Origin of the sequence: Sphingobacterium sp. UBA5789, assembly GCF_002418355.1 — a bacterium.
GTDB lineage: Bacteria > Bacteroidota > Bacteroidia > Sphingobacteriales > Sphingobacteriaceae > Sphingobacterium.
Window position 1 is genome coordinate 821429 of the sequence record NZ_DIDX01000007.1, and the last position, 12444, is coordinate 833872.

Consider the following 12444-nt stretch of genomic DNA (forward strand, 5'->3'; position numbering starts at 1 on the left):
TATAGCGTCGTATTTTTCAGAATGCTAAATATATCCATTTTTAGCGAAACAAGCATAGAAAGCCCCGAAATTTAACATTCCTTAAAGCAATGGAGCCAGTAGCCGGCAAAGAGAATCCACTCCTTTTTTCCATTTGGAACGGTTTTTCCAGATCTTCAATGTTAATAGATCCGAATCAGCTTTATCTCTTTCAAATTGATTTTCAAGATTAACACATAACTGCAGGTCGCTGATAATAGCAGAAATCTCAAAATTGATATAGAAACTGCGTATGTCCAGATTAGTAGTTCCGATAAAGGCTACTTTCCCATCGATACAAAGGGTCTTGGCATGAATAAATCCTTTATTGTACAGATACACTTTGACTCCTCTGTTTAAGAGAGACTTGAGAAATGAAAAACTGGCATGCTGTACAAAATACGAATCTGATGTGGCCGGCATCATTAATTCAACTTCTACACCTGAAGCAGCTGCCACCTGCAAAGCAGTAGACAGCTCATCACTGGGAATATAATAGGGAGTACAAAGCTGCACTCTGCTCTTGGCTTCACTGATAGCAAGTAAGATGGCTTCCATATTAAATGGGCCTATTGATCCCGGATCACTGGATGTGAAAGCTACTGCAGCCTGTTCCGGAAACTGAAAAGGTTTGCTGCATAGGTATTCACGGGTAATCATAAAAGGCGCGCCGTCCGTCTGATTCCAGGACATCCAAAAATTCACCTGCAACATATTTACAGCTTCACCTTCGATCATGACAGAGGTATCTCTCCAGAAAACGGCATCAGATGGTCCTGGGCAGTTGATATACCGATCCGAAATATTAATTCCACCAACAAAACCAATATGCCCGTCTATTACCGCTATCTTACGGTGATTACGATAGTTTGAATTGGCCAGAGAAGTAAAAGTTACAGGTAGAAAGGGTTGAAATTCTATCTTACTCTTTTTACTGGCGATCATATATTTGACCAGGTCAGGAGATCCGAAACTATCTACAATCAAGCGGACTTTGACTCCTTCTGAAGCTTTCTCTTCCAATGCATTTAAGACTTCCAATCCAATATTATCCAGTTCAAAAATGTAATATTCCACATGAATAGCATGCCTTGCTTCGCGGATTGCTTTCAGAAACGCAGGAAATTTTTCTTCACCGTTCGTCAGCAGAGTGACCCGGTTACGCAGTGAGGGGGAAGATAGCCGCTCATTCTTTAGAAAAGTAAACACACGGTGAGCAGAGCCTATCCATTCTTCTATCGTTTCCAGATCACGTTCCATTTCAGGCTCCAGCTTGTTCCATTCCCGCTCCAAAAGCTCTGCCTGTTGCTGGCTCATTCGTTGAAATTTACGGATCTTCTGAAATTTCTGTCCAAACAGATAATACAGAATAAGCCCGATAACGGGCAGGAAAACGATTACCATTACCCATGAAACAGTCTTGCTGGGATTTCGGTTTTCGATTAGAATGGTAGAAATAACCCCAATGTATAAGATGGAGAGCGGTATCCAGTACCATTGTACTAAAAACTCCCATACCATATTGACATGATGTGATTCGATAGCAAGCACTTCCATAATATTTTCATTGGTCTGATTATACTAACAGCTACTGTATTAAAACAATCAGAAGAAAAATCATTTATATTAAACCATCCCAAAAGGGGTGTGGAATAAATTTAGGCTATTTTATCAGGATTAAGAAAAATAAAAGAAGAGAATATAGCTAAGCACAATGTGCAGCACCATTCATATGAATCAACGGACTAAGATATGGGATATCCAGATTAGCACCCCTGAGCATAAACCAGATGCCCATCAGAAGATAAAGAGCAGGCAGCCATTTGTTAAAATTGAACCTAAATATTCTCTTCGGAAAGTGACCGGCAAATGAAACGGCAAGAAGTAAAGGTAAGGTTCCGGCACCGAAAAGAACCATAAACATAAAACTGCCTGAAACAGTAGCTGCATTCAGAGCAGCAGCCAATGCCATATAAACCATACCGCAAGGTAGTAATCCGTTTAATACACCAGCTACAAAACTTCCTCCCGGACGATATAACCATCCGCCCATGAGTTTGGCGAAGGGTGTAATAAAGGTTGTCTGCCATCTCGCAAATCTGCTGTTTTGTTTACCATAAAGATGGAAAAGACCGATCCCTATTAAGATAGCTCCTGTCAGTAAACTCATACCCTGTTGCCAGCCCTGTATAGAAGCCAGATTACCAAACAGCCCCAGGACAACACCCAGAAGTCCGTAAGTCAATATCCGGCCGGATTGATACAGGACTTTATTAAGTACTAAAGTCCAGGATATCTGTTGGCCTCCCTGAAATGCCATCAGCAAAGGACCACACATCACTGCACAGTGCAGACTACCTAATAAACCCATAAAAAATGCCAGATAATGATAAGTCATATGCTACAGGAATATGTGTTTTTCGAAAATATAAGGAACCGAGTTACCCTCCCATTGTATTTCCAGACTCCAGTTTCCTTTCTGAAAAGACTGTATAGGTAACCGATATCCGGTGGACATTGTCGCAAATGGTAAGGAAATATCCAGATGACTGTCAGAAGGACGCTTAAATACTAATTTACCTTTGTTCTGCGTATGCTGAAAATCAATATAAAGTGTATCATTCACTGCTTTTATAAGAGGTTCCGCATGATCTCTGATCACATTTGATTTTCTATTATAGGTGTCATCGTAGTTTAATCCCTTTTCATAATAGTCTTCTTCCTCTAATGTATCCGCATTATGACTCACCATATATATTCCTGCACCTACAATAGCGGACATAAATACGGCGAGACTGACTACTATTTTTTTACCCCAATTCATACTTCGTTGTTTTTGTACTACATTCCCGGAGGAGCAATAAATGTTGTCTTCAGGGTTTCTATCTTTTTCCCTTCGGACATAATATGTATTCTGACATTTGATTTGTAATGCTCCACATCCTTATTATTGATAATCAGAAAAAAGCTCAGTTTGGCACTGCCATCTTTATTCAGTTTATTGATTTTATTAACCAATTGTAATGTTAATTTGTGGTCTTCACTTTCCAGTGTAAAAGGCATTTCTTTACCACTCTTGTTGATCAGTTCCAGCGAATAAAGATTGGAAATGGTATGATCTTCCCTTAGCTGATAAGTACTTCCTTTCGCTCTCAGAAGGGTAGCACCAACCTGTGTTCGGCTGAATATCATGTAACCAAATACTCCCATCAATACGGCTAATACAATGGAATACGCAATTGCTCTTACGTTATTCTTTTTGAAATCATCCTTACGTTCAATTTCACCCATAGCGTAAAACCCGATAAGACGACTTGGTTTTCCTATTTTTTTCATGACACCGTCACAGGCATCTATACATGCGGTACAGCTGACACATTCCATCTGTAATCCTTTACGGATATCTATACCTGTGGGACATACCTGCACACATAAATTACAATCGACGCAGTCTCCCTTTTCTTTAAGATCATCTTTTCGATGCTTACCACGAGGCTCCCCTCTGAAATGATCATATGCTACTACTGTACTCTGATCATCCAGTAATACACTTTGCAGTCTTCCGTACGGACAGATCGCAATACAGACGATTTCGCGGATGTATGAAAATACAGCATAGAAGACCAGGGTAAATACAGAAATGGAAATCAGACCGGCAATGTGTGCATCCAACGGATCCGTAATAATCTTAATCAGCGCATCAGTACCGATAATATAAGACAGAAAGATATTTGAAATAAAAAAAGATATAATCAAAAAGATCGTATGCTTGAGTATCTTTTTCTTATTCTTCTCAAAAGAATTTTCAGCCGCATTTAACTTTTTCTGCTGTGTCCAGTCACCCTCTATCCAGTATTCTATCTTGCGGAATATCAATTCCATGAAAATAGTTTGCGGACATGCCCAACCGCACCAGACCCGTCCATAAACCACAGTAAACAACACAATACATACCATCGCGATCAGCATGCCGAACACGAAAATATGAAGATCCTGAGGGTAAAATAAATTTCCGAAAATCGAGAATTTACGCTCAATAATATTAAACATCAGGAAAGGTTCTCCTTTGATCTTAATAAACGGAGCTGCAAATAAAAACAGCAACAACGAATATCCAAACCACTGGCGATAGTTATAGAGCTTGCCGGAAGGTTTCTTGGCATAGATCCAATTTCTCTTTTTAGATTTTGGAGGATTAATATCCTGAATATTCGTTGTTACCTGCATAATTTTATACCTATTGTACGGCTGTAGTATCTGTTTCGGCGTCAGCATCTTTCTCAGCAGATGCGTACTCTACTTCTGCTCCCTGAGGCTCTTTAGGATTACCGGGTTTTGTATCACGTATCGAAACGATGTAATTACTTACTTCTGCGATTTGTGCCGGAGACAATGTCTGCTCCCATGGCACCATCCCCTTATCCGGCACACCATACTTTACTGTTTTGAAGACATCCTTTATTTCTCCTCCATGCAACCAGAAGCGGTCTGTAAGATTAGGGCCTATGCCCCCTTCTCCTGCCTGACCATGACATGCAGAACAGTTCGCTGCAAAGATGGCCTTACCAGCTGTAGCCATAGCACCAGTCTCATCCACCGTAATAGATGTTTCATCGATAAGATCAGCTACCTGAGCGAGATATTCCTGCTTAGCCTTTTCAGCCTGCGCGACCTCCCTCACATATTCCTGATCCTGATTCAATCCCCATCCAAATACATGATACACCAACAGGTAGATAACACCAAATGTAATAGTGGAGTAGAATAAGGCATTAAACCAGATCGGGATTGGATTATCCAGTTCCTTGATACCATCATAGCTGTGATCAATCACGATATCCTTTTCTTCTGAGATCGGTCTCAGACCCAATATCTTTTTCCAGTTCTTTGACCATTTGATTTTACGTTCCTGTTTTGCAGCAACTTTTGCAGCCTGTTCCTGTAAAAGCACTTCAGGCATAGTAATCTTTAAAATGGATTTTATTGCTTTACTAACGGAAAGTGCAGTAAAGAGCAGGACGATTAATACCACCACCAACAGAATGATAAGGATATCATTATATATATTGCCCGTACTCATGTTCCAACCTGAACTTACGGCAGTAGAATCTGCTACTAAAAATAATTTCATAATCTATTTTTATTCTGTTGTTTGACCATTTTGTTCGTCCTGACCATCGAGAGGCAATTCTTTCATGTACTGAATATGATCTTTCTTCATCCAGAATAACATCAAGGCTACAGCAACGAAGAATACCAGGAATATCCACAGCGATGTGATCAGATAAATTTCATCGCCATTTAAATTTGTGATTTGCTTGAACATCGTTTTACAGTTTAATTTTGATTATCCACATTACTTGTTGCAGGTGCTACAGGTGCTGCCTTAATATCCGTTCCTAATCGTTGCAAATAAGCTATGATGGCTATAATCTCCCTGTCACTTCCAACCTTAACCTGATTTGCAGCCAGATCTTTGGCTATTGCTTCTGCCTGTTTAGCGATATCAGCATGTGCATTTTCAATATCCTTATCTGAATATGGCACACCTAACACGCGCATTGCATTCATTTTCTCTTTTATAATACTATTATCCAGTTTCTGCTCGATCAGCCATGGATATGTAGGCATGATACTTCCTGGTGAAGTAATGGTCGGATCAAGTAAGTGATCAAAATGCCATTTGTTAGGATACTTTCCTCCTACGCGATGTAAATCAGGGCCGGTACGTTTGGATCCCCATAAGAATGGTCTGTCGTAAACATATTCTCCGGATTTACTATACTCTCCGTATCTGGAAGTCTCCGAACGGAATGGACGTACTGTTTGCGTATGACAGTTCACACAACCTTCTTTAATATAAAGATCCCTTCCCTGTAATTCCAGTGCAGTATATGGTTTGACACTTGCTATTGTAGGAATATTAGATTGAATGGTGAAAGTAGGTACCATCTCCACAATTCCTCCTATCAGTATCGCAAGAAGAGCGAGCACCATGAATAACATAGGTTTGCGTTCCAGACGACGGTGAGTCTCACGTTCATTCTTAGTCACAGGTTCAAGAGCAGGAGCTTCCGCCGGCTCATTAGCCATCAGCTTTCCTTTAGCCATTGTTTTGACCAGGTTGAATGTCATCAGCAATGCTCCTGACAGATACAATGCACCACCTACCGCACGCATCATATGCATTGGAAGAATTTCTAATGTAGTCGCCAGGAAATTCGGATACTTCAATACACCTTCCGGAGTAAATTCTTTCCACATTAGCCCTTGTACAACAGCTGCCCAATACATTGGAATAGCATAGAATAAAATACCTAATGTACCGATCCAGAAGTGCACATTGGCCAGCTTTTTAGAATACAGCTCCGTTTTATAGATTCGCGGTACTAACCAGTATAGGATCGCAAATGTCATAAAACCGTTCCATCCAAGTGCACCAACGTGTACGTGAGCTACAATCCAATCGGTAAAATGGGCAATCGCATTTACCTGTTTTAAGGATAACATAGGGCCTTCAAATGTAGCCATACCATAAGCCGTCAATGCAACGACCATAAATTTCAAGGTTGGCTCTGTTCTAACCTTATCCCATGCACCGCGCAATGTCAACAGACCGTTGATCATCCCTCCCCAGCTAGGAGCAATCAACATGATGGAAAATACGACGCCCAATGATTGTACCCATGAAGGTAATGACGTATATAATAAATGGTGTGGTCCTGCCCAGATATATATAAATATCAGCGACCAGAAATGCAGAATACTCAATTTGTAAGAATATACAGGACGATTGGCCATCTTAGGCAAAAAGTAGTACATCATACCTAAGAAAGGAGTGGTAAGAAAGAAAGCAACAGCATTATGGCCATACCACCACTGGACTAATGCATCCTGTACTCCGGAATAGACATAGTAACTTTTCCAGAACGTGACAGGCAGTTGAATCGAGTTAACTATATGAAGTACAGCGACAGTCACAAATGTTGCTATATAAAACCATACAGCGACATACATATGTCTTTCTCTACGTTTGATAATAGTACCGAACATATTGATACCGAACACCACCCAGATCAAAGTAATAGCCACATCAATAGGCCATTCCATTTCCGCATATTCATGACTGGAAGTAAAACCCATCGGAAGTGTAATAGCGGATGCTATAATGATAAGTTGCCATCCCCAGAAATGGAGTTTACTTAATACATCACTGAACATCCTCGCTTTGAGTACCCGCTGCAGCGAATAATAAACGCCCATAAAAATAGCATTCCCTACGAATGCAAAAATGACGGCATTGGTATGAACAGGACGGACACGACCGAAAGTCGTATACTGTATCCCGAAATTCATATCCGGCCATACCAGTTGCAATGCCACCAATAATCCTACGGACATTCCAACGATGCCCCATATGATCGTGGCTAACCCGAAATTTCTGACAATCTTATTGTCGTAATTAAACTGCTCTAACTGCATTACTTGTTGTGTTGATTTCTGTGGGTAAAATTATCTCTTAATTCATGACATTCTAATGATATATCACGGCTTAAAAAGTGATTTATATTACTTTTCAGAAACAACAAGAGTCTTTGGAGTCAGGCTGCAAAACAAAAAAAACGGACTTAAATATTTAAGTCCGTTCCTATGTTTTTGATATGATGGATTACAGCATATTCTTTTCCTTGTCCTCATCAGCTTCAGGTGCTTTTGCATACCTGGTATACCCGTGTTTGGAAGGATTTTCAATAATCTCTTTGACAGAGACTAATTTATAAACATATGATGCTGTTTCATTATTTAGTTTCAGCTTATAATAATCGTCTTGTTTTTGACGACGGATGGCTCCTCTGAGGCTTCCACCACCTACATTATAGGCAGCAGCGACCAATGTCCAATCTCCAAATTCGCGATAGAGATATTTGAGGTAACGGGCAGCTGCATGAGTAGATTTAGTCAGATTAAGTCTTTCATCTACTTTACCGCTCACCTTCAATCCATAAAGGCGTGCTGTTGCCGGCATAAACTGCCAATAGCCACCTGCACCCTTACTGGACACCACACGACTATCCATCCCGCTTTCTACTAGGGGTATGTATTTAAAATCTTCCGGAATACCATGTGATTTTAAGATTGCAGCAATCTGTGGTAGGTGTTTCTCTGCCTGCTTGTGTAAACTGTACGTCTGTTGCTTTCTAAAAGAAAAACGACTTAAGTACTGTGTGAGCTTCCTTTCGACCTGGGGTAGATCCAGCGGAAGGCTTTCTTCTGCGAAGGTGATCGATATCAGATAATCGTGTTCTCCTTCATTGTCCTTATCTCCATTATGGTCAGATAAAGCCGCTTTGTTTACTATTCTGTTTTTGATGTTCAGGGTCTTGGCATCGTCATATCTGACATTGGCTGCGACCGCATTTTCCTTCGTGCTTGAATACAATTTCGACAGTAACATCCCTGCCAAAATCAAGCCACAACATAATACTTTCTTTTTAATCATTCACTCCCTTACTGCTATCCTATCCACGATAATATCGATCAAAAAATAGCTTGGTACAAATTCAAGGTGGCAAAGATACACACTATTATGCTAAAAAACAAATAGTTACAAATCCGACCAGATCTATAACGTTGAAATACAGCTTTATTGTATACGATTTTAATAAATTATTTACATTATTCTGGTGGTAGAATAAATATTATAGCTATCTTTGTAGTTCACATTTTTTTAAAGTAAAATATGCCATTCAGCAGAAATCGGAACAGTCGTGACGACAACTCCAAACGATCGAGAAGTAACTCAGAAAACTTCAAATCAAAAGGCAACAACAGCCGATCAGAAAAGTCTTCTGGTTACAACGACAACAAATCTCCTAGAAAATCATTCTCAAAATCATCAGACGCTAATGATCGTCCTGATCGTTTCGAAAAAACTGAAGGTAATAAAACCGGAGGCTATAAAAAGTCATTTGACGGAAAAAAATCATTCGGAGATAAAAGATCTTTTGGAGAGAAGAAGGCATTTGGTGATAAAAAAGCATACGGAGATAAGAAACCATTTGGAGATAAAAGCGCTTTCGGCGAGAAAAAATCCTTTGGTGACAGAAAACCATTTGGTGATAAAAAAGCGTACGGAGATAGAAAACCTTTTGGAGAAAAAAGCGCTTTCGGCGAGAAAAAAGCATACGGAGATAGAAAACCCGGATCTGATAAAAGATTTGGCGACCAAAAGTTCAGCAAAAGCGGACCTAGAGATAAAAACAGAGATTTCGGAGATAATCGCAAATTCGACAAGCCATACAAGAAATCTTTCGAGAAGAGTGAAGATGGTGAACAAAGAACATTTGCAAAACGCAGACCGAGCAGCAGAACAGTAAAACAAGCTACTTCTGACTATGATGATAATGGAATGATTCGTCTGAACCGTTACATCTCTAATTCCGGTATATGCTCCCGTAGAAAAGCAGATGAGCTGATCACTGCAGGTGTTATCTCTGTAAACGGGGAAGTGGTTACGGAATTAGGCAGTAAAGTAGATCCGGCTAAAGATGAAATAAAGTACAATGGTGAGCGTCTGAAAAGAGAGAAGATGGTATACGTACTTTTGAACAAGCCAAAAGATTATATCACTACTACTGATGATCCTCAGGAACGCCGTACAGTAATGCAATTGGTAGCAAATGCTACTAAAGAACGTATTTATCCTGTAGGACGCTTAGATAGAAATACAACAGGCTTGCTTCTGTTAACCAATGACGGCAATCTTGCAGAAAAATTGTCCCATCCACGTAATAGTATCAGCAAGATCTATAATGTAGAGTTGGATAAGAGTTTAAATCAAGGCGATTTTAACAAAATTGTTTTTGGTCTTGAACTTGAAGATGGTTTTGTAAAACCGGATGATCTGAGTTATGTACAGGGCGGTAGTAAACGTGAAGTAGGAATTCAGATTCACAGTGGTAAAAATCGTATTGTAAGACGTATTTTTGAATCTTTAGGATATGATGTCGTGAAACTGGATCGTGTAGTCTACGCCAATCTTACAAAAAAAGACCTGCCAAGAGGCCGCTGGAGATACCTGGAAGAAAAAGAGTTGATTCAATTAAAACATCTGATCTAAATCAACACTATCATAAGATTTAAAGCAGCTTAATCGCTGCTTTTTATATTTTAGTGCAGTTATCTCTTCTTAATTTTTTAATTTTATCAAAAATATAAAATACCATGACAGATCCAAAAACATTGACTTCTGTAGCAGAATTTCATAAAACATTTCAACATCCTATATTAGATCAGCCAACTATTCCGGCTGAGAAAAGATGCGAACTACGGGTTTCGCTCATCGCAGAGGAGTTAAAAGAACTGGAAGAAGCCATCCAAAACAAAGACCTGGTTGAAATAGCGGATGCACTTTGTGATATCCAATACGTATTATCCGGAGCTGTTCTGGAGTTTGGTTTAAAAGATAAATTCAATGCTCTGTTTGAAGAAGTGCAACGTTCTAATATGAGCAAAGCGTGTAAATCCGTAAAAGAAGCGGAAGAGACCATGAAGTATTATAAAGAAGAGAAAGGTGTAGATAGCTACTATAAGGAAGTTGATGGCCTGTTTCTGGTATTCAGAGAAGGTGATAACAAAACACTGAAATCGATTTACTATTCTCCTGCAGATTTAAAATCAATTATTGAGCAATAAGGTCAATACCATATAAAATACAAAAGGGAGCAAANNTTTGCTCCCTTTTGTATTTTATACCAATATTTTATATCTGCTCCCCTGAATCGCATTTCGCTGCTCTAAACCTTTATCAATATATGTCTGAATGGCTGATTTGCCAAGACCCCAGTTAGGCGCAATTAGCAGTTCTTTATCCGCCAGACCGAATAATCGCTGAACAATAATATCAGGACGTAATAAAGGAATAAATTCACACAAGAAATCGGTGTACTCCTCTATAGAAAAAACATGAAAAGGTTCACGTTTATATTGCACGCCCATAATAGAACCTTCTACAATATGCAGGTGATGTAGTTTTACAAATTTAATCTGGGGATGCTTATTGATCTCATCAGCGTAGCGCAACATCATCTCTCTTGTCTCCCATGGGAAACCAAAAATAGTATGTACACAAATTTCCAAAGGACTGTTTTGTACGAGAGCCAATGCTTTTTGTAATTCACCGTGTGAGCATCCTCTGTTGATACGGGTAAGTGTTTCATCATAGATAGATTCCATTCCCATTTCCAGATCTACATCTAGGCGGTCTGTATAACTTTCCAATAAAGCTACCTTTTCAAAATCAATACAATCCGGACGTGTACCTACTGAAAGACCGACCGTATGTTCCGGACATACATTGATAGCCTCATCATACATCATCTTCAATAGATGTGTAGGTGCATAAGTATTTGTATTAGGCTGAAAATAGATAATAAACTTCTCTGCATTATATCCGTTCCGCGCTCTTTCTATACCCGCTTCGACCTGCTCTTTAATGGTTGGCAGTTTACGTGCTGATTCCGGAGTGAAAGAATCGACATTACAATACGAACAGCCACCGTAACCCTTGCTTCCATCCCGGTTAGGACAGGTAAAATTACCATCCACAATTACTTTAAACACACGTTTCCCGTCATACTTTTCTTTGAGATAAGAGCCGTAATGATTATAAGGTTTCTGTCCAGTATCCAATAATGTACCCATAAGTGCAAAGATACAAAAGAGGATTCATAACAATCTGTATTTAACTATAAAAGGTAATAGAAGTATATCTGATGAGTATCAGTTCTTAACCTATCTCCTTAGAAAAGAGAGAGAATAGTTCGGACAAACCGTTGTCACTAACGCTGGCGCAAGCATAAGCGTAGCGCTGCTTGTGCCTGTATTACATTGGTACGAGCAGAACGCTCGCAACAGCTTTTGCCTTTTATGCATCTGTTATTGTCTCAACCAGCAGTATAGTTCTTTAGCAGTTAATAAGTAGTAGAAGTATGCTGTTGGAATATAGAAAGATAGTTCGGGTAAAACCGTTATCCCTTTTATGCGTCTGTTGGTGTCCCCACCAACAGTATAGGTATTTAGCAGTTAATAAGTAGTAGAAGTATGCTGTTGGAATAGAGAAGGATAGTTCGGGCAAACCGTTATCGCTAACTCTGGCGCAAGCATAAGCGTAGCGGTGCTTGTGCCTGCATTATCTTGGTACGAGCGGCACGCTCGCAACAGCTTTTGCCTTTTATGCATTTGTTATTGTCTCAACCAGCAGTATAGTTCTTTAGCAGTTAATAAGGTGTAGAAGTATGCTGTTGGAATAGCAGTTCTTAACCTCTCTCCCGGTAAACCGGGATCTCTCCTTAGAAAGGAGAGAAGGATAGTTCGGTAAAACCCTTTTATCACTAACTCTGGCGCAAGCATAAGCGTAGCGCTGCT

The 12444-nt window shown here is 39.7% G+C and carries 12 protein-coding genes; 2 read left to right on the forward strand and 10 right to left on the reverse strand.

The features are described 5' to 3' along the window. Positions 1-81 precede the first annotated feature (81 nt). From cls to B4B65_RS21015, 8 genes are all read right to left on the reverse strand, one after another. A complete protein-coding gene (cls, locus tag B4B65_RS20980; RefSeq protein ID WP_293918580.1) occupies positions 82-1575 on the reverse strand; it encodes a cardiolipin synthase in 1494 nt (497 codons plus the stop codon). Between the two features lie 148 nt (positions 1576-1723). Beyond that, positions 1724-2416: a sulfite exporter TauE/SafE family protein gene (locus tag B4B65_RS20985; RefSeq protein ID WP_293918582.1), complete on the reverse strand. Its 693-nt coding sequence runs from the start codon at positions 2414-2416 to the stop codon at positions 1724-1726. 3 nt (positions 2417-2419) lie between these two features. Further along, a complete protein-coding gene (locus B4B65_RS20990) occupies positions 2420-2842 on the reverse strand; it encodes a FixH family protein (protein ID WP_293918584.1) in 423 nt (140 codons plus the stop codon). Between the two features lie 17 nt (positions 2843-2859). Beyond that, positions 2860-4245, reverse strand: coding sequence for a cytochrome c oxidase accessory protein CcoG (gene ccoG / locus B4B65_RS20995; protein ID WP_201678181.1), 1386 nt, complete (start codon positions 4243-4245; stop codon positions 2860-2862). A 10-nt stretch (positions 4246-4255) separates the two neighbouring features. Then, a complete protein-coding gene (locus tag B4B65_RS21000; RefSeq protein ID WP_293918586.1) occupies positions 4256-5149 on the reverse strand; it encodes a cbb3-type cytochrome c oxidase N-terminal domain-containing protein in 894 nt (297 codons plus the stop codon). A 9-nt stretch (positions 5150-5158) separates the two neighbouring features. Continuing rightward, positions 5159-5344 (reverse strand): hypothetical protein, encoded by a 186-nt coding sequence (locus B4B65_RS21005; protein WP_002999524.1) that lies wholly within the window; start codon positions 5342-5344, stop codon positions 5159-5161. Between the two features lie 11 nt (positions 5345-5355). Next, positions 5356-7500 (reverse strand): cytochrome-c oxidase, cbb3-type subunit I, encoded by a 2145-nt coding sequence (ccoN, locus tag B4B65_RS21010; protein ID WP_293918592.1) that lies wholly within the window; start codon positions 7498-7500, stop codon positions 5356-5358. 187 nt (positions 7501-7687) lie between these two features. Next, positions 7688-8518, reverse strand: a complete 831-nt coding sequence (locus B4B65_RS21015) for a lytic transglycosylase domain-containing protein (protein ID WP_293918594.1) — start codon at positions 8516-8518, stop codon at positions 7688-7690. Between the two features lie 240 nt (positions 8519-8758). Here B4B65_RS21015 and B4B65_RS21020 point away from each other — a divergent pair, with 240 nt between their 5' ends. Next, complete coding sequence (locus B4B65_RS21020) at positions 8759-10138, forward strand: pseudouridine synthase (RefSeq protein WP_293918596.1); 1380 nt, start codon at positions 8759-8761, stop codon at positions 10136-10138. Between the two features lie 104 nt (positions 10139-10242). Next, complete coding sequence (locus tag B4B65_RS21025; RefSeq protein WP_002999531.1) at positions 10243-10713, forward strand: nucleoside triphosphate pyrophosphohydrolase family protein; 471 nt, start codon at positions 10243-10245, stop codon at positions 10711-10713. A 54-nt stretch (positions 10714-10767) separates the two neighbouring features. Here the strand turns inward: B4B65_RS21025 and B4B65_RS21030 are convergent, their stop codons facing one another. Further along, on the reverse strand, positions 10768-11721 hold the full coding sequence (locus B4B65_RS21030) for a TIGR01212 family radical SAM protein (RefSeq protein ID WP_293918599.1): 954 nt from the start codon (positions 11719-11721) through the stop codon (positions 10768-10770). 540 nt (positions 11722-12261) lie between these two features. Continuing rightward, the coding region (locus B4B65_RS21035) for a hypothetical protein (RefSeq protein WP_293918600.1) at positions 12262-12444 on the reverse strand (183 nt) is incomplete at its 5' end.

Bases quoted from the DNA above. Each gene is read 5' to 3' on its own strand.
- B4B65_RS21000 (WP_293918586.1), bottom strand. From the start codon at position 5,149: ATGAAATTATTTTTAGTAGCAGATTCTACTGCCGTAAGTTCAGGTTGG.
- B4B65_RS20990 (WP_293918584.1), bottom strand. From the start codon at position 2,842: ATGAATTGGGGTAAAAAAATAGTAGTCAGTCTCGCCGTATTTATGTCC.
- B4B65_RS21015 (WP_293918594.1), bottom strand. From the start codon at position 8,518: ATGATTAAAAAGAAAGTATTATGTTGTGGCTTGATTTTGGCAGGGATG.
- ccoN (WP_293918592.1), bottom strand. From the start codon at position 7,500: ATGCAGTTAGAGCAGTTTAATTACGACAATAAGATTGTCAGAAATTTC.
- B4B65_RS21005 (WP_002999524.1), bottom strand. From the start codon at position 5,344: ATGTTCAAGCAAATCACAAATTTAAATGGCGATGAAATTTATCTGATC.
- B4B65_RS20985 (WP_293918582.1), bottom strand. From the start codon at position 2,416: ATGACTTATCATTATCTGGCATTTTTTATGGGTTTATTAGGTAGTCTG.
- cls (WP_293918580.1), bottom strand. From the start codon at position 1,575: ATGGAAGTGCTTGCTATCGAATCACATCATGTCAATATGGTATGGGAG.
- ccoG (WP_201678181.1), bottom strand. From the start codon at position 4,245: ATGCAGGTAACAACGAATATTCAGGATATTAATCCTCCAAAATCTAAA.
- B4B65_RS21025 (WP_002999531.1), top strand. From the start codon at position 10,243: ATGACAGATCCAAAAACATTGACTTCTGTAGCAGAATTTCATAAAACA.
- B4B65_RS21020 (WP_293918596.1), top strand. From the start codon at position 8,759: ATGCCATTCAGCAGAAATCGGAACAGTCGTGACGACAACTCCAAACGA.
- B4B65_RS21030 (WP_293918599.1), bottom strand. From the start codon at position 11,721: ATGGGTACATTATTGGATACTGGACAGAAACCTTATAATCATTACGGC.